The organism is Acidobacteriota bacterium, assembly GCA_035471785.1.
GTDB lineage: Bacteria > Acidobacteriota > UBA6911 > RPQK01 > DATIPO01 > JANQFM01.
In genome coordinates, this window is sequence record DATIPQ010000151.1 from 1 (window position 1) to 20,716 (window position 20,716).

The window sequence follows — 20,716 nt, forward strand, 5'->3', positions numbered from 1 at the left end:
TTCCGAAACCCAGGGTGGCGCCGCCGTCTCGCTGGCGCTCGCCGGGGCTGACCCTGGGCTGGCGAATCTGTCCCTGTCAGGGACAAGAACGGAGGGCCCTGGCTCAGAACTTATGACCGGCAGCACCAGTCGTAGCGAGCAGCCTCATACCGCCGAGGGCAATCGGGCCTTCACCGCGGTCACTAAAACCTGACAGGTGTGTGAACTTGTTGGCCACCTAGTGGCCGTAGCGAGCAGCCTCATACCGGCGAGAGCAATCGGGCCTTCAGCGCGGTCGCTAAAACCTGACAGGTGTGTGAACTTGTTGGCCACCTAGTGGCCGTAGCGAGCAGCCTCATACCGCCGAGAGCAATTGGCCCTTCAGCGCGGTCGCTGAAACTTGATTCGTGTGTGAACTTGCTGGCCACCTAGTGGCCCTAGTGGGAGTGGGAGCGGACCAGGGAGCCGAAGACTTCGGCGGCGAAGGCGCGGGCGCCGCGGCGGAGGATGGAATAGCCTGCCAGCAGGGCCAAGCCGGCTAGCGAGACTTCTTGCAGGAGGGTGAGCCATTCGGCGTGGGTGGTTCCCAAAGGCGGGGGCTGGATGTTGGGGATGAGCTGGTTGGTGGCCAGGCCCAGGGCTACAGAGATAGCGACCATCGAGGTGCTGAAGAGGAGCGAAGCGCGGCGTCCGTGCATGCTGGAGAGGACGCCGAAGGTGGTGACGTTGGTGGCCGGCCCGGTGAGCAGGAAGGCCAGGGCGGCGCCGGGAGAGACGCCCTGAGCCAAGAGCACCGCCACCAGCGGAGTGGCGCCCGAGGCGCAGACGTAGGTCGGCATTCCCACCAAGGCGAAGAAGAGAATCTGAAGAGCGCCGGGGACCGAGGTCATCCAGCCGCCGCTGAGAAGAGGCTGGGCGAAGGCGGCCACCGCCAGTCCCGCCAGAATCCAGGGCAGGGTGTGGTCGACCGACTCCAGGGTCCCCGAACGCAGGCCGTAGCGGAAGCGCTCGCTCAGAGGCTTGGAGGCCAGGCCCGCCGGGTCCTGGACGGATTCGGCCTGGGGCTCACGGCTTTCGAGGACCTCTTCGTCCCCGCAATCCGAGCAACCGGATTGAGAGGACCGACAACTGTCGGCCGCTTCTGAGTCGGCTGACAATCGGGCACTCTGGCGCTCGGCCGAGCCTCCCTCCCAGTCTCGGGTGACTTCCCCGGAGGCCGAAGCGCTTGCCTGAGGCCGGGCGTGGCGCTGAGTCCAGCGTCCTACCAGCCATCCCACCAGGAAGGCGGCCAAAGCGGCGCCGATGACGCGGGCGATGGTCATCTTTCCGCCCAGCAGAGGAATCGAGATGAGGACGGCGTCCAGGCCCAATTCCGGGGTCGCCACCAGGAAGGCCATGGCCGCCGTAGGCGGGGCTCCTCGCTGGACCAGGGTGCGGTAGAGAGGCACCACGCCGCAGGAGCAGATGGGAATCGGCAACCCCACCGCCATGCCGCGCAGCGATTGCGAAACCGACGATCCCCGCTGTGTCCAGGCGATGGAAGAAGCGGGCACGAAGGCGGTGATCAGCCCAGCCATCAGATAGGCCAAAAGCAATGCCGGAGCGCTCTCCAAAGCCAGATGGTAGAAGGTTTCGGCCACTTCGGGGGTGGAGGCCGCCTGGTGGGCGTGAGCGCTTCCCGAAGCCAGCAAAAGGAGCAGCACCACGCCCGCAAGAGCCCCTGCTCCTTCGTAGCGCGGCGAGAGATGGCGGCCATGCCCCCCGCCTGTTCCCTGATATCCCTCGGGATAAGCCTCGCCATGAGGACGGTGAAAGACCACGTGCAGCAGCGAGCCGGCCACGACGGCCTGAAACCAAACCATGCCCTGGCCGCTGAAGCCGCTGCTAATCCAATCCCCGGCCATGAATCCCGCCACCGTGCCCGCGCTCATCAAAAGGAGCACCAAGTAGCGTACTTTGACCCCCGACTCGGGACGCAGCAGCCACCAGATCGTGAGTCCCACGGGAAAGCGATGGAGAACAACGGCCAGGGCCAGCATGCTGAACGACCCGCCGTGGGACGCTTCCACCAATGCCGCCCCATCCGCCATGGCGTGCAGTCCGAGCCCCACCAGACCCAGGATAATGGCCGCCAGGTGGGCCTCGTGCCGGATACGGCGGGACATGCCCTCCAGAAGAGTAGGTCCCATCATTCCGATGGCGGCGAAAAGCAGCACCGTCCATCCGCCCTGGGCGATGAGGTCGGGCAGAACGCTGAGCAGCACCAGTCCTGAGATGGTGACGAAAATAAAGCCGTCCAAGACCGCCCGCATTTCGCGCCGGCGGCTGAGCTGCGGATAAAGCAATGGCCCGGCAAAGAGCGCAACGATACTAGCCGCCAACAACACCATGGTTGATCATCCTGGCACGAAGCCGCTTTCAGGTTCAACTCGTCGGCCGGCGCCCTCGATGCGGAGCTGCATCATGCACGTGGACGCTGCGCGTCCGCAGCCGGCGCGAGTCGCAGGTGTAAGCGGGGGAGGCATACAGCGTTATCTCACACTTTCAGTGTTTGATTGCTCCAGGATTCCATACCCCGGGTCGCGCCCTGGGCTGATGAATCGCTCGCCTTCAGCGAGCCCGGACTTGCAGTTCAATACGATGAGTTGCTATGGAGGGCAGGGGGTGGTTGGTGCGAAGGTCAGGGACCGGTTACTGGCTGCCGCTGTCGGCGAAGGCGCTGGGAGCGTAGTAGCCCTCGCGATGCTTGACCTTGACGCCTCCGCGCCGCACCTTGACTTCGATCTCCCTGAACTTCCCGTCGTTGCGCGTGTTGGAGGAAACGTAGCCGATGCTGTACTGGTTCTTGATTTCCGCGTTGATGCGGCTGAAGGCGTCGCGCAGGCGGGCCAACTGTACCTTGGACTTGAAGAAATCACCGCCGGTAGCCTTGGACATGTCCTCCAGGGCTCCGAAGTCGGGATTGCTTTGCGGCCCCTCCACTCCGATGCCGAAAATGACCACGTCTTCTTCTTGAGCCTTTCGGATGGCCTCTTCCCGGCTGTAGCTGCTGGCGGTGTCCCTGCCGTCCGAGAGCACCACCAGGACGCGCCGTCCGAACTGGTGCCGCAGCATTTCATCCACCGACAGGTATATGGCGTCGTAGAGCTTGGTGTGCCCGCCGGCCCGCACGCTGCCCAGGGCCTTTTCCAGCACGGGCAGGTCGAAGGTGAAGTCCTGAACCAAGTTGATTTCGCTGTCGAACTGCACCAGGGCCGCCAAATCGGTGTTGGGACGCAGGGTGCCGTTAAAGAACTCCATGGCCGCCATGCGTTCGAACTCGAGCTTGTCCTTGACGCTGCCCGAGGTGTCCATGGCCAGAACCACCGTCAGCGGTTGGGCATCCTCCCCAGCCTGGTAGCTGAAAAACTCGATCTCCTGGGGAACTCCATCCTCGTAGACGGTGAAGTCGTGGCGGGACAAATTGGCGACATATTCGCGGTCGCCTTTGCGGACGGTGGCCAGAACGTTGACCACGTCGACGCGCGAGGTGATCAGCGGCTTGGGTAAATCCTCTTCCGGCTCCTGAGCGGACAGGAGAGATAGAGAGAGGATGCCCGTCATGAGGCTGCTCAGCAGGACTTTCATATCACTTAAGAGTACTAGATCGCGGGAAAGTTTGTCGAAAGCGCCTTTCCTCCGCGCTGCGCGCTCAGGAGGCGGCGTTGCCGTCGCCGGCCTGCTCGGCCTCGGACGTTTCAGAGGGAGTCTTTTGGGCAGGAGGCACGATATAAAGGATGCGTTTGCAGCTCTCGCACTTGGCGATGCCTCGTCCGGCCCTTAGGTCGGCGATGAGCTGGGGACGCTGAGTCACGTTGCAGGCCTGGCAGGTGCGGTCGCGCAATTCCGCCATCCCCATGCCGTTGTGGGCTTCGGCGATGCGATGATAGAGATTCATGAGATCGCTGGGAATGGAGCCCAACAGCTTCTCCTTGCGTTCTTCGAGCTGAGCGATCTTCTGCTCGGCCTCGACGCCGAAGGCTTTCATTTGCCGGCGCCGCTTCTCCACCATCCGCTTTTCCCGCTCCAGCTTGGATTGAGCCGCGGCGAGGTCTTCCTTGAGGTCGTCGATGTCCAGCATCACTTCCAGGATCTTGTCCTCTTTGTCGGAGATGGTCTTGTCGGCCGCGGCGATTTCGTGGAGCATGGCCTGATACTCCTTGTTGGACTTGACCTCCATGAGCTGCGTCTTGCTCTTGCGCCGCTTCTCCTTGTGCTGGTCCACCTCGAGCTCCAGCGACTTGCGCCGCGCGCGGGCCTCCTGCAACCGTTCTTCGGCCTGCTGGACGGCCTGGCGGTCGTCGTCCAGAAGTTGATCGAGATCGGCGATTTCTTGAGGAATCTGGGCGGTCTTGTCTTGCAGTTCGCGAATCTTCAGATCCGCCGACTGAAATCGTCTCAGTTGCTCAAGCTCTGGATTCACGACGGGCATGTCTCATCTCGCTCAACCGTCAGGCATACGCGCCTGCGGAAGGGTGCCATTAAAACACCACAGGGCCCCGCTGCGCAACATACCGGCCCCGCATGGCGAAGAGCCAACCTTCAAATCCCAACTCCCAACAAACTCCCAACGGGTGGAACTTTGGCGGCGCTTGCAGTAGATTAAAAGCTTCCGCCCGAAGCGAGGTAAGTGTCATGAGCGTGTCGATAGCCACTTGGGCGCCCGATTCCTGGAAGGAACGGCCGGCCCTTCAGCAGCCGAAGTATTCCGACACTCAAGAGCTCGAAGAGAGCTTGAAGGAGTTGGCCAAGCGTCCGCCCCTGGTCACCAGTTGGGAAGTGGAAACCCTCAAGTCTCAACTGGCAGAGGCTTCGCGGGGAGAGCGCTTTCTGCTGCAAGGAGGCGATTGCGCCGAGGTCTTCAACGAATGCGAATCGTCGATTATCGCCAACAAGCTGAAGATCCTCTTGCAGATGAGTCTGGTCATCTCCCACGGAAGCCGCAGGCGCGTCATCAGGGTGGGGCGCTTCGCCGGACAGTACGCCAAACCCCGCTCTTCGGACACCGAAGTCGTGGAAGGGCAGGAACTGCCGTCCTACCGGGGAGACAGCATCAACGCCATCGAAGCCGACGAAGAGTCGAGACGCCCCGATCCCAAGCGACTGCTCAGGGCCTTCGAGCATTCGGCCATGACGCTCAACTTCATCCGTTCGCTGGTGGACGGAGGCTTCGCCGACCTGCACCATCCCGAATACTGGGACCTGGGATTCGCGTCCCTCTCCGAGCAGGCCGCCGAGTACCAGCGGGTGGCCGAATCCATCGGCGAGTCGATGCGCTTCGTGCAGACCCTGACCGGCGCCAACATGGGCGACATCAACCGGGTCGACTTCTTTACCAGCCATGAAGGGCTGCATCTGCACTACGAACAGGCCCAAACTCGGCGCGTCCCGCGGCGTCCCGGCTGGTACAACCTCTCCTGCCACCTGCCCTGGATCGGCGACCGCACCCGCGATCCCCAAGGGGCTCATGTGGAATACTTCCGGGGCATTGTCAATCCCATCGGCATGAAGGTGGGCCCCAGCATGACGCCCGAAGAACTGATCGAACTGCTGGAAATCCTCAATCCCCTCGACCAGCCCGGACGCATGGTCCTCATTCACCGCTTCGGAGCCAAAAAAATCGAGAACTGCCTGCCGCAACTGGTGGAAGCAGTGCGGCGGACGCGCCGGTCGGTGGTCTGGTGCTGCGATCCCATGCACGGCAATACCCGCAAGACATCGGAAGGCGTCAAGACCCGCAACTTCCAGGACATCCTGTCGGAGGTCAATTCGGCTTTCGAGATTCATGCCGACCTGGGCAGCTATTTGGGCGGCATCCACTGCGAGCTGACGGGCGAAAACGTCACCGAATGCCTGGGCGGCGCCCGCAACCTCACCGAGGAAGATCTCAAGCGGGCCTACAAGACCAGCGTCGATCCGCGGCTGAATTACGAGCAGTCGCTGGAACTGGCCTTTCTGATCGCCGACCGGATGAAGAATTAGCGGGGAGGCTTCTGCTCGGTCGCGGGATCTCCCTCTTGTCGGTGCTCATGGGGCGCCGCGAAGAGGAAGTAGTCGTAGACGGCTCGGGCCATCTGGGCGATGGCCGCCTCACGCGCCGGCAGCTCCAGTTGCGAGTCCCTGATGAAGATGGCCAGAGCAATCTGGCCCCCTTGACCGGGCAAGGTCAGGATGCCCACGTCGTTGGTGACGCCGCCGATGGTCCCGGTCTTGTGAGCCGTTTCGGCGTAGGGGGGAAGCAGGCCCTTGATGCGGCCCGGCCCGGTTTCGCAACGCCTCATGATGTCGAGCAGCAGGGCTGTATGGTCGGCATTGAGGGCCTCTCCCGCCTGGATGCTCATCAGAAGCCGCACCATCCCTTGAGGGGTGGCGGTATCCCGCGGATCCTGGGCGAAGGCGGCGGCAGCCTTTTGCCTGTCTGAAGGCGTTACGGCTTCGAAGAGCTGTACGAAGCTGTCGGCGGCGATGACCTGGGAAGGCAGTTCGACACCGGCCCAGTCGGCGATCAGTTGCAGGGTGGGACGATCGATCCGCACCTCCTCCACTCCCAATTCACGCAGCGCTGCGGTCACCGCCTGAGGACCTCCGGCCTTGGCCAGCACCAGGTCGGTGGCCGAATTGTCGGAGAGGATCAGCATCAGTTCCAGCAGATTAGACAAGGGAAGGACAACACCAGGGTGTTTAAGGTGCGAGGCGATGGTTCCGCTGCCGGGCCGCAGATCGGTCTCTTTCAACTCCACCCTCTCCTGCAAGGTCAACTCTCCCGCTTCCACCTTGCGCAGCAGAGCCACTGCGATAGCGATCTTGTAGGTGCTGGCCATGGGAAACCGCTGGGAGGAGTGCAACGAGACTTTCTCTCCGCTGGGGATGTGGACAGCAGCCACTCCCACGGTTCCGCCCGCAGCCAGGGAAAGGCGGCGCAATTCTTCTTCGATTCGGGCCTGGCCCAGATCCTGGCCCAAGGCGGAGGAAGAGAACAAAAGCATCGTTGCGGCCGCCAGCAGGCGCACCCGGAGTCTTATCTTCGATTTTCCCGTTGCCATTGCTTAAGCATACAACGGTTCAATAACTCCAGAGCAGCTTGAAGGCGAAGGCCAGGATGGTCAGGGTGACGACCCAGCGGATCCAGGCGTGTCCTTGGAGGACGGTAAGGCGCACTCCCGCCAACCCTCCCGCCACCGTCCCGGCGGCGAGGCTCAATCCCGGCTCCCACAGCACCTTGCCCTGCCACACGAAGATCGCTAAGGAAACGAAAGTGAAGAGAAGCACGCTGAGAACCTTGACGGCGTTGCCGCGCACCAGATCCAGCCCGGCCAGCGTGGTTGCCGCCAAAAGCAGGAATCCCACCCCGGCTTGGACGAATCCTCCATAGACGCCGGCCACAAAAAAGGCCCCCGCCAGCAGTGCCCGCCGGCGACGGCTGAAGGCAGGATCGGGCTTGAGCCCGCTGAGAGGGTCCCAGAGGGTCCACAAGCTGACCGCCACCATCAAGAAGGCCAGGATGTTCTTGAAGCTTTCGGGCGAAATCCAGAGGGCCAGAGCGGCTCCCAGGGCGGCACCGGCCATGGATGGCAAGCCGGCCAGCAGCAGAAAGGTCCAGGGCAGGACCCGGTAGCGGTGGAATCCCCACACGGCGCCCACGTTCTGGGCCAGAATGCCGACCCGGTTGGTGCCGTTGGCCACGTCGGCCGGGAGTCCCAAGAAGATCAGCAAGGGCAAGGTGAGAAAAGATCCGCCTCCGGCCACCACGTTGAGGGCCCCCGCCACCAGTCCGCCGGCGAAGAGAATGAAGTAGGAGGTCCAGTCCGCCATGAAGGGATCTCTCTCGGCCTTGACACCATGCTCAGCTCTGAGGCCGCAAGATCTGACTCACTTTGCGCAGCAAGGTGGAGGTGTTGAAGGGCTTTTCCAGCAGCGCCGTCCCCGGCTCCAGCAGGCCCCGGTCGCTCAACAGGTTGTAACTGTAGCCCGACATCAGCAGGACTTTGACGGCAGGCTGAAAAGCCCGCAGGCGGCTAGCCAACTCAACGCCCGTGACATCAGGCATCTCCAGGTCGGTCAGCACCAGCTCAATGGCTTCGCTGCGCGTTGCGATCTCCATGGCCTGAGTACCGTTAGCGGCCTTGAGAACATCGTAGCCGTTGCGCTGCAGCACTTCTCCCACGAGCTCGCGCACGCTGGCTTCGTCCTCGACGACGAGGACCGTCTTCCCCTTGATTTTTCTTGCGGCTTCCAACATGCCCTCTGGCGAATGTGGGCGCCCAACGATTCTTCCCAGCGTCGCTTGGAATGCGGACCAGGTTCCCCGGTTGGTCTACAGACTCGAATCGTTGAGGCGTCCCTGTGCCCGAAATTAAAACACAAACCCAATGGCTGCTGCAATGCGCTCACCGACCAGGAGCCTGTGCCAAGAACGGAAAGTCTCAGGAATAAAGACAAGCATCTTGAGTTTTAACTGTCCCAAAAATTGCTTCTCCCCGAGGCGATTCGGTATGATGGCCGCTTCAAAAACGCCGCTGTTTTACCATAGGACTCTGGCGTTTTGGCCGCAAGGCACTTGGAGCGAGGAAAGCAATCATGAGAATTCTAGTGACCGGTGGAGCCGGATTCATCGGGTCCAACTTCGTGAGGCATATCCTCTCCCAGCGGCCCGGCTGGCAGATCGTCAATCTGGATGCCCTGACCTACGCCGGAAACTTGGGCAATCTGGCGGATGTCAGCGAGGACTCGCGCTACCGGTTCGTCAAGGGCGACATCACCGACGCCGATGCAGTGGAAGCCTGCATGGACCCGGTACCCGACGCGGTTCTCAACTTCGCCGCCGAATCGCACGTCGACCGCAGCATCGAGGACGCTTCCTCCTTCGTCCGCACCAACGTAACCGGTACTCAGGTGCTGCTGGAAGCCGCCCGGCGTCACAAGGTGGGACGTTTTCTCCAGGTTTCCACGGACGAGGTCTACGGATCGCTGGGTCCCCAAGGAGCTTTTCGGGAGGACTCGCCCCTGCGGCCCAATAGCCCTTACGCGGCCAGCAAGGCCGCGGCCGACTTGCTGGTGCGCTCCTACCACGAAACCTTCAAGCTGGACACCGTCGTCACCCGCTGCAGCAACAACTACGGACCCTACCAGTTCCCCGAGAAGCTCATTCCCCTGATGCTGCTCAACGCCCTGCAAAACAAGCCGCTGCCGGTTTACGGAGACGGACTCTACACGCGCGACTGGATCCATGTCGAAGACCACTGCCGGGCGCTGCATTTGGCCCTGTTGAAAGGACGCAGCGGAGCCGTTTACAACATCGGCGCCAACCGGGAAGAGAAGAACATCGACATCGTCAAGCGCATACTGACCGAGGTGGGCAAGCCCGAATCCCTGATTAAGTTCGTCAAGGACCGCCCAGGCCACGACCGCCGCTATGCCATCGACGCCGGCTTCACGCGAAAGAGCCTGGGCTGGCGTCCCCGAATTGACTTCGAGGAAGGGTTGCGGCAGACCGTGGCCTGGTATAGCAGCCACCGGGATTGGGTAGATCAGGTCCGCAGCGGCGAATACCAGAACTACTACAAGCGGATGTACGAAGAGCGTGACCAGACCCTTTCCGCGCTGGAATGAATGCGAGGCCGCCCAGGCCGTGAGGAGATAAGGCATGAAGGTGGCCATAACCGGCGCGGGAGGCATGCTGGGCCAAGCTTTGCAAGGGGCTTTCAGGCTCCACGACCTGACCTGCTGGAGGCACAGCCAGTTGGACATCGAGGACGCCGAAGCCGTCCAGTCAGACGTGAGGGCGGGCGGGTTCGACTGGCTGCTCAACGCGGCGGCCTACACGGCCGTCAACCAAGCCGAAAGGGAGCGCGAGCAGGCCTTTGCCGCCAACGCGGAAGGGTGCCGCAATCTGGCGGTGGCCTGTAATGCCGCCGGCTGCCGCCTCCTTTCGGTCAGCACCGACTACGTCTTCGACGGAGAGGCGGGACGAGCCTACCGCGAGGATGACACCCCCAACCCCATCAACGTGTATGGCGAGAGCAAGTGGGCGGGAGAGGAGTTGATCCGCCAATACTGCCCCCGTCACTTGATCGTCCGCACCAGTTGGCTCTACGGAGCCGGCGGCAAGCATTTTGTTGATACAATGCTGGCGCTTGCTCAGAGAAAGCCTCAAATCGACGTCGTCGCCGACCAACGCGGCTCGCCGACTTGGACTGAGGACTTGGCCCACATGATCTTGCGGCTTGTCGAAGAAGGTTGCCTCGGCACCTATCATGTCACCAACAGCGGCCACTGCAGCCGCTATGAAATGGTTCGCGAAATCGTTGCCTGCAAAGGCCTGGAAACCACCGTAACTGCCGTCACCACCGAGGAGTTCGAGCGAAAGTACCCTCCCGGCGAGGGCCGGCAGCGGGTCGACCGCCCGCCTTACTCGGTGCTCGACAATGCCGGGCTGCGCCGCCTGGGCTGGGAACCCCTTCGGTCCTGGAAAAAGGCACTGCGAGCCTACTTAGGGGAGAAGACGTGAGCCGCAAGCTGATCGTCAAAAACAAGAAAGCTCTATTCGAATACGATATCCTGGAGACCCTGGAAGCCGGCTTGGTGCTGCAGGGAACCGAGATCAAGTCGATCCGCGAGGGCCGCGTGAACCTCAAGGAGAGTTTTGCCCGCATTCATAATGGAGAGGTCTGGCTGGAAGGCTGCCATATCAGCCCCTACTCCCACGGCAACATTCACAACCACGACCCTATACGGTCCCGCAAGTTGTTGCTGCACCGGCGGGAGATCCACCAGTTGGTCGGCAAAGTCGAGCAAAAGGGCCTCACCTTGATACCGCTGGCGCTTTATCTCTCCAACGGCAAGGCCAAGTTGGATCTGGCGGTGGGACGCGGGAAGAAGCTGCATGACAAGCGCGAAACGGCTCGCCGCAAGACCCTGGAACGCGAGATCGAAGCGGAGCTCAAAAGAAGGTAGACCATGAAGATCGAATTAGTGCAGACCACTTGGGACAAGGTCGAGTGCGATGCGATGATCCTGCCGGTTTTTCAAGACGACGACTACGCCAGCGGTGTCCTGAGCGAAATCGACGCCCGTTTGGACGGGCTTCTCAAGGAAGTCCGCGACAATGAGGAGTGGAAGGGCAAGACAGGGGATTGCACGGTCATTTACCGTCCCGCCGGGCTTTCCATGCGGCGGCTGATCCTGGTAGGCGGGGGAGAGCAGGACAAGTACGATCTGGATACCATCCGGCAAGTGGCCATGGTGGCAGCCAACACGGTCAAGAGCTACAACCTGAAGCGGGTCGCCTTCTACCGCCGCAGCCGGGTTGACGCTCCTGTGGCCGCCCAAGCCGCCGTGGAGGGCGTGCTTCTGGCCACCTACAGCGGAGACGATTTCAAGACCAGCGAACGCAGCAAGAACTTCCTCGAAGAGATCCTTTTCGTCACGCCCCAAGCCGAGCAACGGGAGCAAATCGAAGAGATGCTGCAGAGGGGCAGGATTCTGGCCGAATGCACCAACTATGCCCGCTATCTGGTCAACCAGCCGGGCAACCGCATCAATCCTCCCAAGTTGGCTGAGGAGGCCCGCACGACGGCCGAGAAATACGGCTTGTCCATCGAGGTCCTGGGCGAGCCCGAGATGGAGAAGGAAGGGATGCAGGCCGCCTTGGCGGTGGCCCGGGGAAGCGACGAACCGGCCCGCTTCATCATTCTCAAGCATCACGGCGGGGGCGATGGCGACGCACCCATCGTGCTGGTGGGCAAAGGCGTGACCTTCGACAGCGGAGGATACTCCCTCAAACCGCCCTCGGCCATGGAAGACATGAAAGTCGACAAGTCGGGAGCCTGCGCCGTGCTGGCGGCCATGCAGGCAGTGGCGCGGCTGGGGGTGAAAAAGAACGTCATCGGACTCATCCCCACGGTAGAAAACATGGTCAGCGGACGGGCCCAGCGGCCGGGCGATATCGTGCGCTCCCTCAGCGGCAAGACCATCGAGGTGCTCAACACCGATGCCGAGGGACGCCTGATTCTGGCCGATGCCCTCACCTACGCTCACCGCTACAAGCCGGCGGCCATCGTCGACATCGCCACCTTGACAGGAGCCTGCGTGGTGGCACTGGCCCACATCAGAGCCGGCGTCTTCGCCAACCATGAGGGAGTCTACGGAAACCTGCGGGAAGCCGCCCGCCGCTCCAGCGAACTGCTTTGGAGGCTTCCCCTGGACAAGGGGTACCGCAAGCTGCTGGAAAGCGATATCGCCGACATAAAGAACGTGGGGGGACGATGGGGAGGAGCCGTAACGGCCGCCAAGTTCCTGGAGGAGTTCGTGGGCGACCTTCCCTGGGCCCACATCGATATGGCGGGGGTCGATTCCTACGACAAGTCGGCGCCTCTTAAAGGCGCAACCGGCTTCGGCACCCGGATACTGGTGGAATTCGTCAGCCTCTACCCCGTCGACTCAACCGCGGCCGGGTGAGACCGACCGTCAATCGATCACGATCGGAGAACTGTCGGGCGGCGGCGGCGGCTGTTGGCCGGAGGAAGGGCTGGGCGGCGGCGGCGGCAGAGCCTCGCCTTCCTGGGAGAGATAGGCGGCGGTGACGGCCAGCGCCGAGTAAGGCAGAGTGAAGATGGTGCCTATTCCGGCCACCGAAAGTCCGATCAGGTTGATTCCCGCCAGCAGAGCGGCAAAGGCCGTCCAGCCGAAGTAGTCCTGAGCGATGAAGCGCCGGCTGGCTTCCATGGCGTCCCAAAAATCGCGCTTCTCGTCCACGATGTAGTGGAAGGTGAGCGAGTACATGGCCCCGATCACCATTCCCGGTACGATCAAAAAGACGAGTCCCACCATGACCAGCAGGAAGATAACCAGAGAGGCCACCAAGGCCCAGACGATGTCGGGAAAGCGGAATCCGTCGAAGAAACGGCTGAGCTGGACGCTTTCCTTACGGCCCTTGGAGAGACTGGTCAGGGCCAGTCCGTTGAGCACCGGACCCGCCAAGAGACCGGAACTGACTCCCAGCAGGAGAGCGGCGAAGAAACCCACCAGCAGGAAATTGAGGAAATCGTCGGCCAGCCAGTCCCAAGCCCGCCCCATCCAGTCGCCAATCTCCGCTTTGCGTGGTACCGTCGCCGTAGTCATCCATTCTCCTCTCGCCTAACCCGTACGGATCTCACGGCTGCGATGTTCCCCGCAGACGCAATCCCCAACGCACGGCTTCCAGCATGCTGCGGCCGTCGGCCCGTCCCTGGCCGGCGATGGGGAAGGCCGTGCCGTGATCTGGCGAAGTGCGGACGATGGGCAAACCCAAGGAGACGTTGACGGCGCTCTCGAAGGCCACCAACTTCAGCGGAATCAGCCCCTGATCATGATAGAGGGCCAGGGCTCCCTGGAACTCTCCCGCCAGCACTTCACGGAAGATGGTATCAGGAGGAAAAGGTCCGCTGACGGCTTCTGGGCCGAGGCGGCGCGACAGCTCTTCTACCGCCGGCGTGACGATCCTGGCCTCCTCGTCGCCGAAGAGGCCTCCTTCAGAAGCATGGGGATTGAGTCCGCAGACGGCCAGGCGCGGGTTGTCGCCGAGTCGTTCCAGAGCCCGGTAAAAGAGCTCGCCGCGGCGCACGATCTCGGGGACCGAAAGCTGTTGGGCGACCTCGCGCAGGGGGATGTGCGCCGTGGCCAGCACCACCTTCATCTGCCCCGAGAAAAAGGCCATCACGGGGCGGCTGCCTGGAAAATAAGAACCCACCAACTCGGTCTGTCCAGCCGAGAAGGAAGGGTCGGACAGGCGGGCCGCTTCTTTGTGCAAAGGAGCCGTGACCAGCACTTCCAACTGCTCACGCCGGCAATAGCGCAGAGCCGCGTGCAGGCTGGCCAGGGCGAAACGGCCCGCCGCTGCTTCCAGGCTGCCCCATCGGGGCGGATAGGGGTAACGTCCGCAAGGGATGATCTGGATGCGGCTCAAGTCCGCCCCGATGGAGAGGTCCTCTTCCAAGCCCCGCAAATAATCGGAGTCCCCGAAGACGACGGGATGCATCTCGGGGAATTGGGAGCGGGCAGCGGCCAAGGCCCGAAGCAGGACCTCGGGCCCGATGCCGTGAGGATCTCCCATCGAAAAGGCGACGGTAACCGGCTCGCTCATGGACGGCGCGTCACGGAAACGGCGTCAGATGGCACGCTCGCTGGGATCATAGTCCGGTTGAGCGTCGCCATCGTTTTCCTCGTTCTCCTTGTACATGTACTTGACGGCGTGTTTGGGAACCAACAGATTGGGGTCGCCCTCGCGGTTGACCTTGATGCAATCCTCGTCATACCACTCGATGACCCCGCGTAGTTCCTCGCCGTCTATCAGCTTGACGACCATGGGGGTCTTGGCCGTCATCTGCTTGAGGTAGTAATATTGCTCGGCGTTGGTCTGCTTGGGTGGAACCCTCTTGCGTTGCGCGTTGGCGTACTTGGCCGTCGTCTGATCACGCAGCTCAGACAAAGAAGGCCGAATTAACTTCCGATTAGCCATATCTATAACCTGAAAATCCCGGATCAAAAATCTCCGGTCCAATAAGTCCTGTGGTCTCGACGAATGAATTGAATGGAGACGACTGGTATAAGAGAGCCCTTCCAAACTGAACCAAGCGTAACACTCCGGCCCAGCTTTTGACAAGGGCAAAAAGTTGCCGTAGACTGGTAAGGGTTTTCATGAATAGCATTATACGCCTCGTCATTCTAGCGCTCTTGACAACGGCCCTGGCCGCCCAGCAGCGGCCTCGCGAAAAGCCTGTTCTGATCCGCGCCGACCAGCCCAAAGAGCAGGTAGAAGAAGAGATCCTGCCCGATCCCAACCAGGCCCAGGAATCGCTCAAGATCGGCCAATTCTACTTCAAGCGCAAGAATTACAAGGCCGCGGCCAGCCGCTTCCGCGAGGCTATCCGCTATTTGCCCACCTGGCCGGAGCCCTACGAGAAGCTGGTGGAATCCTTCAGCGAGATGGAATCCTGGCAGGAGGCCATTGACGCCTGCGAGCTTTTCCAGGCCACCAACCCGGACCACGACCTGGTGCCCAAATTCCAATCCTGGGCGGAAGAGTTGCGGGAGAAGCAGAAGAGGAAGTCGGAGGGTTAGCGCTCAGCCCCGTCTTCTTTGCTTGGCTTGTTTGACCATTTCCGATTCGAAATTGAGGCAGCACTTGAGGCGTCCGCACATGCCCGAGAGCCGGCCCGGATTGATGGTCAGGTCCTGAGCCTTGGCCGTTTTCACGCTTACCGACTTGAGCTCTTTGAGGAACATCGAGGAACAGTTCTCGCCCGTGCCGCAACATCCCATCCCGCCTAAGAGCTTGGCTTCGTCGCGGGCCCCGATCTGACGCATCTCGATGCGGGTGCGCAGCTCGCGGGCGAGGTCCTTGACCAGCTCGCGGAAATCGATGCGTCCGTCAGCCGTAAAGTAGAAGATGACGCGGCTGCCGTCGAAGATGTACTCCACGCGGGAAAGCTTCATAGGCAGCTTGCGGACGGCGATCCGGCGGCGGCAGAGAGCAAAGGCCGAAGTCTCCCGGTCGTTCTTCTTCTCGTAAAGGTAGAGATCGCGCTCGGTGGCCCGGCGCAGCACCTTGCGGTGGCGCATGTCGCTTCGCATGGAGCGGTTTTCGGCGCTGTCGGTTTCAACCACCATACCCAGCTCGACCCCCCGGTCGGTGGTCACGACGCAGCGATCCCCCAAGCGCAGCGGCACGTCGCTGGCCACGAAGTCCGAGTGGATCTTGGGCGCTCCATATTTGACGCTGACGATTTGCAGCATGGTCTTCAACGGGTGCCTGAAAGTGCGGCCTGACCGGCCCTGACGGGGCACTTGAGCCACAGCGTTTCGAAGCACATCAGGGGGTTCACGTACTGCTCGACTTCCTGTCGAGCCTCGGCTATATGGTAAAGAAATCCGCTGATCCAGTCGAGTGCGACCCGTTCAGACACCGCTTCCAGCCGCCCGGCGATGTCCTGGTTGACCACTCTGCGGGGCGTCATGATCTTGAGGAAGTAAAGATCCTCTCCCAGTGATTGCAGGCGGTCCAACAACTCGGTTACCCGTTCTCTTTTCTTCAGATGAGGCTGCAAGGCTTTGTCCTCGCACTGGAAGAAGAGGCGCGCGAACGACTGCTCCGCCGTCCACCGCTCCAGCAGTCCAATCATCAGTTCGCGGTCTTTCGCCATGCGCTCCTGGTCCAGCTCGAGGGCGGTCCCGATGCTTCCTTCGGCGAAGGCGGCCCGTTGAACGGGATCTCCCGGAGCCTCGGTGCGCTTGAGCCAGTCCACGATCTCCTCGCGGGAAAGGGGCTGAAAAGAAAAGGTCTGGCAGCGGGAGCGGATGGTGACCAACAGCTTTTGAGGATGGGCCGTGATCAGAATCAGTCGCGAGGTGGAGGGAGGCTCCTCCAGGGTCTTGAGAATGGAATTGGCAGCGGAATCGGTGAGCCTGTCGGCTTGATCGATGAGAAAGAAGCGCAGGCGTCCCTCGTAGGGGCGATAGTGGACCTCGCGGCTCATTTCGCGCATCGTCTCGATCTTGATGTTGGCGCCCTCGGGCCGGAAGAGCTGGATGTCGGGATGATTGCCGGAAGCGGCCTTGATGCAGGAGGGACAGCGCCCGCACAGATCTGCTTGCACCGGCCGGCGGCAATTGGCCAGGGCGGCCAGCATCAGGGCGCAGGTCTTCTTCCCTACGCCCTCCGGACCCGCGAAGATGGAGGATTGGGGCAGTTCGTCCATCTCGCGAAGCAGTTCGACGGTCTTCTCGTTGCCGATCAGTTCGGCCAGACGCTTCATGCCTTCTCCTCCGCTTGCGGCCTGGCGCGGGCGGTCACTCCAAGCAGCTCGACCTGCCTCCAAACTCGCCCGAAAACCTCCTCGGGGCTGCCTGAAGCGTCCAGGAAACGTACCCGGTCGGGCTCCTCCGCTTGCAGCCGGCGGTAGCCTTGCAGCACCTTGTGGTGAAAGGCCAGGTCTTCTTCCTCGAAACGGCTGAAATCTTCTTCTTTGGTGCCCAGTTGGCGCTTTTGAGCGCGGCGCAGGCCCTCCTCGATGTCGATTTCCAGAACCAGCGTCAGGTCGGGTTGGCGCAGTTGCAGGATCTCGGCCAGGCGCTGCACGCGCCTGAAGCCGATGCCCCGGGCATGAGCCTGATAGGCCATGGTGGCGTCCTGATAACGGTCACAGACGACGTGGAGTCCGCGCTGCAGGGCCGGCTCGATGACCTCCTTGAGGTTCTGGTAGCGGTCAGCCAGGTAGAGCAGCAACTCCGACATGGGCTGCCGGGCCGGTCCCTCGCGGTGGAGCAGGATCTCCCGCACCTGCTTGCCGAAGGCGGTCCCGCCCGGCTGGTGGGTGGCCAGGTGAGGAATCCCGCGCCTTTTCATTTCGCCTGCCAGCATTTGGGCCTGTACGCTCTTGCCGCAGCCTTCGGTGCCCTCTAATGTAATGAAAAATCCTTGCATAGACGTCTTCAGGCCTTGTCGACTTGCGCTCATAGGCTCAAGAGAGCCAAATTAGAAGGGACATGAGCCGTGACATCAGCAGCAATCTCGAGCAGGTGCATCGACGGATCGAAAACGCCGCCCAGGACGCCTCACGGGACCCCGCCGGCATCCAACTGCTGGCGGTTTCCAAGACCTTCTCGGCGGACATCGTAGCAGAAGCCGCCGGGGCAGGTCAGAAGGCCTTCGGCGAAAACCGCGTCCAAGAAGGAGAAGAAAAGATCCCGCTGCTGACGGGCCAAGATCTGGAGTGGCATTTGATCGGCCCCTTGCAAAGCAACAAGGTGAAGCGGGCGGTGCGCATCTTCGACGTCATCCAGACCGTGGGACGCCCCAAGATCCTGCGCAAAATCAGCCGCGAAGCCGAGGAACAGGGCCGGTTGATTTCAATCTACATACAGTGTAATATTGGTGGAGAAGAGCAAAAATTCGGCTGCGCCCCCGAGGACGCGGCCGGGTTGGTGAAAGAGGCGGCGGAAAAGCCCGCATTGCAGGTGGTAGGGCTGATGGCGATTCCTCCCTATCTCGAGGATCCTGAGGCCGTGCGGCCCTATTTCCGTCAGTTGCGGGAGTTGAGGGACAGTCTTGAAGATGAAACCGGCGTGGAGTTGAAGGGATTGTCGATGGGAATGAGTCACGACTTCGAAGTGGCCATCCAAGAGGGCTCCTCGTTGGTCCGCGTAGGAACCGCGATTTTCGGCCCGAGAGGATGACCGCAGAAAAAAAATCGGCCAGGGACTCCTGGCTTAAAACCCCTGCTCCGCCTCGCTTATAGCGTTCCACAAAGCCACTAGATATTGTAGTCTAGTGAGGTCGAGCAACAATATAGAGGGCTTTTTGTCAGACTACTTTCCTAGAATTGCCTTCCCTTTAATCGAGGGAAGAACAATCGAATAACTCGCAGAGAAGTGCGCCTCGACAGGCTGTGCTGTCTCGAAATCCGGGGAGGTAGCCGTGGCAAGAGAAGCAGGCAAAGTGGCTAACGAGAAGCAAACACAGACGCAAGGCAAGGGCCTCGTTTTCGAGCGCTATTTCAGCCGCGACGGCAGGCATCCCTTCGATACGGTGGAATGGGACAAGCGCACGGCTGAGATCAAGGATTGGAAGACTGGAAAAGTCACCTTTCGCCAGGACGACCTGGAGTTCCCCAAGTTCTGGTCGCAGCGTGCGACGGACATCGTAGCCAGCAAGTACTTCCGGGGGCATCTCGGCTCGTCCAACCGCGAGCACTCGATCAAGCAGCTCATCGGCCGCATCGTCAACACCATCACCGGATGGGGCAGGAAAGACGGCTACTTCGCCTCGGAGCAAGACGCCGAGGTCTTCAACCACGAACTCACCCATCTGCTGCTCTACCAGAAAGCGGCCTTCAATTCGCCGGTGCAATTCAACGTGGGGGTCAAGGAACATCCGCAATGCTCGGCCTGCTTCATCAATTCGGTCGACGACTCGATGGACTCGATCATGTCGCTGGCTCGGACGGAAGCCGTCATCTTCAAGGGCGGATCGGGTTCCGGCGTCAACCTCTCCAACATCCGCGGCTCTCACGAGAAGCTGGCGGTGGGAGGATTCGCCTCCGGTCCGGTTTCCTTCATGCGGGGATACGACAGTTTCGCCGGGGCCATCAAGAGCGGGGGCGCCACCCGGCGGGCCGCCAAGATGGTGATCCTCAACGCCGACCATCCCGACATCAAGGAATACATCCTCTGCAAGGCCGAGGAGGAGAAGAAAGCCCAGAAGCTGATCGAGCTGGGCTACGACGACAGCATCGACGGCGAAGCCTACCGCAGCGTCCAGTTCCAGAACGCCAACAACTCGGTGAGCGTCACCGACGACTTTATGGAGGCCTACGAGAACGACGAGGACTGGAACACCATCGAGAGGGTCGAGAAGAAGGTGGCGGGAACCTACAAGGCCCGCGACATGATGCGCTGGATTGCCGAAGCCACCTGGATCTGCGGCGACCCCGGATTGCAGTACAGCAGCACCATCAACGACTGGCACACCTGCCCCAACACGGCTCCCATCAACGCCTGCAATCCCTGCTCGGAGTACGTCTTTCTCGACAACTCGGCCTGCAATCTGGCCTCCCTCAACCTGATGAAGTTCATCGACGAGGACGACGGTTTCGACATCGAGTCCTTCAGGGCCGCCGTGCGCACTCTCATCACGGCTCAGGAGATCATCGTCGACAACTCCCGCTACCCGACTCCGGAGATCACCCGCATCAGCCACGAGTACCGCACCCTGGGCTTGGGCTACGCCAACCTGGGCGCCCTGCTGATGGCATCCGGACTGCCCTACGACAGCGAAAAGGGACGTCAGTTGGCCGCCTCCATCACGGCGCTGATGACGGGCCAAGCCTACCGCACCAGTGCCGAGATCGCTTCGGCCCTGGGCGCCTTCGAGGGCTACGAGACCAACCGGGTGCCCATGATGCGCGTGATCCGCAAGCACCGCGAGGCCCTTTCCAGCATCAATTCGGCGCGGGTTCCCATGAACCTGCTCCACGCCGCCATGGAGTCCTGGGACGAGGCCATCGAGATCGGCAAGGAGCACGGCTATCGCAACGCTCAAGTCACGCTGCTGGCGCCCACCGGCACCATCGCCTTCATGATGGACTGCGACACCACCGGCGTGGAGCCGGACATCGCTCTCGTCAAGTACAAGAAGCTGGTCGGCGGCGGCATGATCAAGATCGTCAACCACACCGTGCCGGTGGCGCTGAAGCGGCTGGGCTACGCCAAGGACGAGGTGCATGCGATCGTCGAGTACATCGACGAGCACGACACCATCGAGGGCGCGCCGCACCTGGCGGACGAGCACCTGGCGGTGTTCGACTGCGCCTTCAAGCCGGCCAACGGCTCGCGCTCGATCCACCACATGGGCCACCTCAAGATGCTGGCCGCGGTGCAGCCGTTCATCTCGGGCGCGATCTCGAAGACGATCAACATGCCCGAGGAGTCCTCGGTCGAAGAGATCACGGAGGCGTACATCGAGGGGTGGCGCCTCGGTCTCAAGGCGGTGGCGATCTACCGCGACAACTGCAAGCGCAGCCAGCCGCTGTCGACGCGCCGCGACAAGGCCAAGACGGCCACGGACCCCGATCGCGGGGTGCGGCGGCGCAAGCTGCCCGACGAGCGCCAGGCGCTGACCCACAAGTTCTCGATCAACGGGCACGAGGGCTACCTGACGGTGGGG

At 61.7% G+C, this 20,716-nt stretch carries 20 protein-coding genes; 8 read left to right on the forward strand and 12 right to left on the reverse strand.

Features of this window, described 5'->3' with window-relative positions:
* Positions 1–416: 416 nt before the first annotated feature.
* From VLU25_21500 to VLU25_21510, 3 genes are all read right to left on the reverse strand, one after another.
* Entirely contained in the window at positions 417–2,369 is a 1,953-nt protein-coding gene (locus VLU25_21500; GenBank protein HSR70520.1) for a permease, read from the reverse strand.
* Positions 2,370–2,670: 301 nt separating this feature from the next.
* Positions 2,671–3,606 (reverse strand): VWA domain-containing protein, encoded by a 936-nt coding sequence (locus VLU25_21505; GenBank protein ID HSR70521.1) that lies wholly within the window; start codon positions 3,604–3,606, stop codon positions 2,671–2,673.
* A gap of 64 nt (positions 3,607–3,670) precedes the next feature.
* The gene (locus tag VLU25_21510) at positions 3,671–4,450 is read right to left on the reverse strand and encodes a C4-type zinc ribbon domain-containing protein (GenBank protein HSR70522.1); all 780 of its coding nucleotides are present in this window, start codon (positions 4,448–4,450) and stop codon (positions 3,671–3,673) included.
* Between the two features lie 203 nt (positions 4,451–4,653).
* Here VLU25_21510 and VLU25_21515 point away from each other — a divergent pair, with 203 nt between their 5' ends.
* A complete protein-coding gene (locus VLU25_21515) occupies positions 4,654–6,000 on the forward strand; it encodes a 3-deoxy-7-phosphoheptulonate synthase class II (protein HSR70523.1) in 1,347 nt (448 codons plus the stop codon).
* Here VLU25_21515 and bla read toward each other — a convergent pair.
* The 3 genes from bla to VLU25_21530 all read right to left on the reverse strand — a co-directional run bounded on the left by bla (position 5,997) and on the right by VLU25_21530 (position 8,257).
* Positions 5,997–7,004, reverse strand: a complete 1,008-nt coding sequence (bla, locus tag VLU25_21520; GenBank protein HSR70524.1) for a class A beta-lactamase — start codon at positions 7,002–7,004, stop codon at positions 5,997–5,999. The genes VLU25_21515 and bla overlap by 4 nt on opposite strands.
* A 76-nt stretch (positions 7,005–7,080) precedes the next feature.
* Positions 7,081–7,830, reverse strand: coding sequence for a sulfite exporter TauE/SafE family protein (locus VLU25_21525; GenBank protein HSR70525.1), 750 nt, complete (start codon positions 7,828–7,830; stop codon positions 7,081–7,083).
* A 31-nt stretch (positions 7,831–7,861) separates the two neighbouring features.
* A complete protein-coding gene (locus VLU25_21530; GenBank protein ID HSR70526.1) occupies positions 7,862–8,257 on the reverse strand; it encodes a response regulator in 396 nt (131 codons plus the stop codon).
* Positions 8,258–8,595: 338 nt separating this feature from the next.
* On the opposite strand from VLU25_21530, the gene rfbB reads away from it, so the two are divergent.
* Genes rfbB through VLU25_21550 form a run of 4 tightly spaced genes read left to right on the forward strand, consistent with a single transcriptional unit; the run spans position 8,596 to position 12,474 of the window.
* Positions 8,596–9,627, forward strand: a complete 1,032-nt coding sequence (gene rfbB, locus VLU25_21535) for a dTDP-glucose 4,6-dehydratase (protein ID HSR70527.1) — start codon at positions 8,596–8,598, stop codon at positions 9,625–9,627.
* Between the two features lie 34 nt (positions 9,628–9,661).
* Positions 9,662–10,525, forward strand: a complete 864-nt coding sequence (gene rfbD / locus VLU25_21540; protein ID HSR70528.1) for a dTDP-4-dehydrorhamnose reductase — start codon at positions 9,662–9,664, stop codon at positions 10,523–10,525.
* Complete coding sequence (gene smpB / locus VLU25_21545) at positions 10,522–10,971, forward strand: SsrA-binding protein SmpB (protein HSR70529.1); 450 nt, start codon at positions 10,522–10,524, stop codon at positions 10,969–10,971. Before rfbD ends, smpB begins: the two co-directional genes overlap by 4 nt.
* 3 nt (positions 10,972–10,974) lie before the next feature.
* Positions 10,975–12,474 carry a leucyl aminopeptidase gene (locus VLU25_21550; protein HSR70530.1) on the forward strand — a complete coding sequence of 500 codons (1,500 nt, stop codon included), beginning with the start codon at positions 10,975–10,977 and terminating at the stop codon, positions 12,472–12,474.
* 9 nt (positions 12,475–12,483) lie between these two features.
* Here the strand turns inward: VLU25_21550 and VLU25_21555 are convergent, their stop codons facing one another.
* Genes VLU25_21555 through VLU25_21565 form a run of 3 tightly spaced genes read right to left on the reverse strand, consistent with a single transcriptional unit; the run spans position 12,484 to position 14,482 of the window.
* Positions 12,484–13,137 carry a hypothetical protein gene (locus VLU25_21555; protein HSR70531.1) on the reverse strand — a complete coding sequence of 218 codons (654 nt, stop codon included), beginning with the start codon at positions 13,135–13,137 and terminating at the stop codon, positions 12,484–12,486.
* A gap of 31 nt (positions 13,138–13,168) precedes the next feature.
* Positions 13,169–14,137: a 4-hydroxythreonine-4-phosphate dehydrogenase PdxA gene (pdxA, locus tag VLU25_21560; protein HSR70532.1), complete on the reverse strand. Its 969-nt coding sequence runs from the start codon at positions 14,135–14,137 to the stop codon at positions 13,169–13,171.
* 24 nt (positions 14,138–14,161) lie between these two features.
* Positions 14,162–14,482, reverse strand: a complete 321-nt coding sequence (locus tag VLU25_21565) for an RNA chaperone Hfq (protein HSR70533.1) — start codon at positions 14,480–14,482, stop codon at positions 14,162–14,164.
* Between the two features lie 209 nt (positions 14,483–14,691).
* Here VLU25_21565 and VLU25_21570 point away from each other — a divergent pair, with 209 nt between their 5' ends.
* Positions 14,692–15,114, forward strand: a complete 423-nt coding sequence (locus tag VLU25_21570; protein HSR70534.1) for a hypothetical protein — start codon at positions 14,692–14,694, stop codon at positions 15,112–15,114.
* A gap of 3 nt (positions 15,115–15,117) precedes the next feature.
* Here VLU25_21570 and ricT read toward each other — a convergent pair whose 3' ends face one another.
* From ricT to tmk, 3 genes are read right to left on the reverse strand one after another with little or no spacing between them, the layout of a single operon-like run.
* Positions 15,118–15,789: a regulatory iron-sulfur-containing complex subunit RicT gene (gene ricT, locus VLU25_21575; GenBank protein HSR70535.1), complete on the reverse strand. Its 672-nt coding sequence runs from the start codon at positions 15,787–15,789 to the stop codon at positions 15,118–15,120.
* 5 nt (positions 15,790–15,794) lie between these two features.
* Positions 15,795–16,808: a DNA polymerase III subunit delta' gene (holB, locus tag VLU25_21580; protein ID HSR70536.1), complete on the reverse strand. Its 1,014-nt coding sequence runs from the start codon at positions 16,806–16,808 to the stop codon at positions 15,795–15,797.
* Entirely contained in the window at positions 16,805–17,476 is a 672-nt protein-coding gene (gene tmk / locus VLU25_21585) for a dTMP kinase (GenBank protein HSR70537.1), read from the reverse strand. Before tmk ends, holB begins: the two co-directional genes overlap by 4 nt.
* Before the next feature lie 62 nt (positions 17,477–17,538).
* Here tmk and VLU25_21590 point away from each other — a divergent pair, with 62 nt between their 5' ends.
* Together VLU25_21590 and VLU25_21595 are read left to right on the forward strand one after the other, a co-directional pair.
* A complete protein-coding gene (locus VLU25_21590; protein ID HSR70538.1) occupies positions 17,539–18,228 on the forward strand; it encodes a YggS family pyridoxal phosphate-dependent enzyme in 690 nt (229 codons plus the stop codon).
* Between the two features lie 262 nt (positions 18,229–18,490).
* The coding region (locus tag VLU25_21595; protein ID HSR70539.1) for a vitamin B12-dependent ribonucleotide reductase at positions 18,491–20,716 on the forward strand (2,226 nt) is incomplete at its 3' end.

Bases quoted from the DNA above. Each gene is read 5' to 3' on its own strand.
- VLU25_21500 (HSR70520.1), bottom strand. From the start codon at position 2,369: ATGGTGTTGTTGGCGGCTAGTATCGTTGCGCTCTTTGCCGGGCCATTG.
- VLU25_21505 (HSR70521.1), bottom strand. From the start codon at position 3,606: ATGAAAGTCCTGCTGAGCAGCCTCATGACGGGCATCCTCTCTCTATCT.
- VLU25_21510 (HSR70522.1), bottom strand. From the start codon at position 4,450: ATGCCCGTCGTGAATCCAGAGCTTGAGCAACTGAGACGATTTCAGTCG.
- VLU25_21515 (HSR70523.1), top strand. From the start codon at position 4,654: ATGAGCGTGTCGATAGCCACTTGGGCGCCCGATTCCTGGAAGGAACGG.
- bla (HSR70524.1), bottom strand. From the start codon at position 7,004: ATGCTTTTGTTCTCTTCCTCCGCCTTGGGCCAGGATCTGGGCCAGGCC.
- VLU25_21525 (HSR70525.1), bottom strand. From the start codon at position 7,830: ATGGCGGACTGGACCTCCTACTTCATTCTCTTCGCCGGCGGACTGGTG.
- VLU25_21530 (HSR70526.1), bottom strand. From the start codon at position 8,257: ATGTTGGAAGCCGCAAGAAAAATCAAGGGGAAGACGGTCCTCGTCGTC.
- rfbB (HSR70527.1), top strand. From the start codon at position 8,596: ATGAGAATTCTAGTGACCGGTGGAGCCGGATTCATCGGGTCCAACTTC.
- rfbD (HSR70528.1), top strand. From the start codon at position 9,662: ATGAAGGTGGCCATAACCGGCGCGGGAGGCATGCTGGGCCAAGCTTTG.
- VLU25_21550 (HSR70530.1), top strand. From the start codon at position 10,975: ATGAAGATCGAATTAGTGCAGACCACTTGGGACAAGGTCGAGTGCGAT.
- VLU25_21555 (HSR70531.1), bottom strand. From the start codon at position 13,137: ATGACTACGGCGACGGTACCACGCAAAGCGGAGATTGGCGACTGGATG.
- pdxA (HSR70532.1), bottom strand. From the start codon at position 14,137: ATGAGCGAGCCGGTTACCGTCGCCTTTTCGATGGGAGATCCTCACGGC.
- VLU25_21570 (HSR70534.1), top strand. From the start codon at position 14,692: ATGAATAGCATTATACGCCTCGTCATTCTAGCGCTCTTGACAACGGCC.
- ricT (HSR70535.1), bottom strand. From the start codon at position 15,789: ATGCTGCAAATCGTCAGCGTCAAATATGGAGCGCCCAAGATCCACTCG.
- holB (HSR70536.1), bottom strand. From the start codon at position 16,808: ATGAAGCGTCTGGCCGAACTGATCGGCAACGAGAAGACCGTCGAACTG.
- tmk (HSR70537.1), bottom strand. From the start codon at position 17,476: ATGCAAGGATTTTTCATTACATTAGAGGGCACCGAAGGCTGCGGCAAG.
- VLU25_21590 (HSR70538.1), top strand. From the start codon at position 17,539: ATGAGCCGTGACATCAGCAGCAATCTCGAGCAGGTGCATCGACGGATC.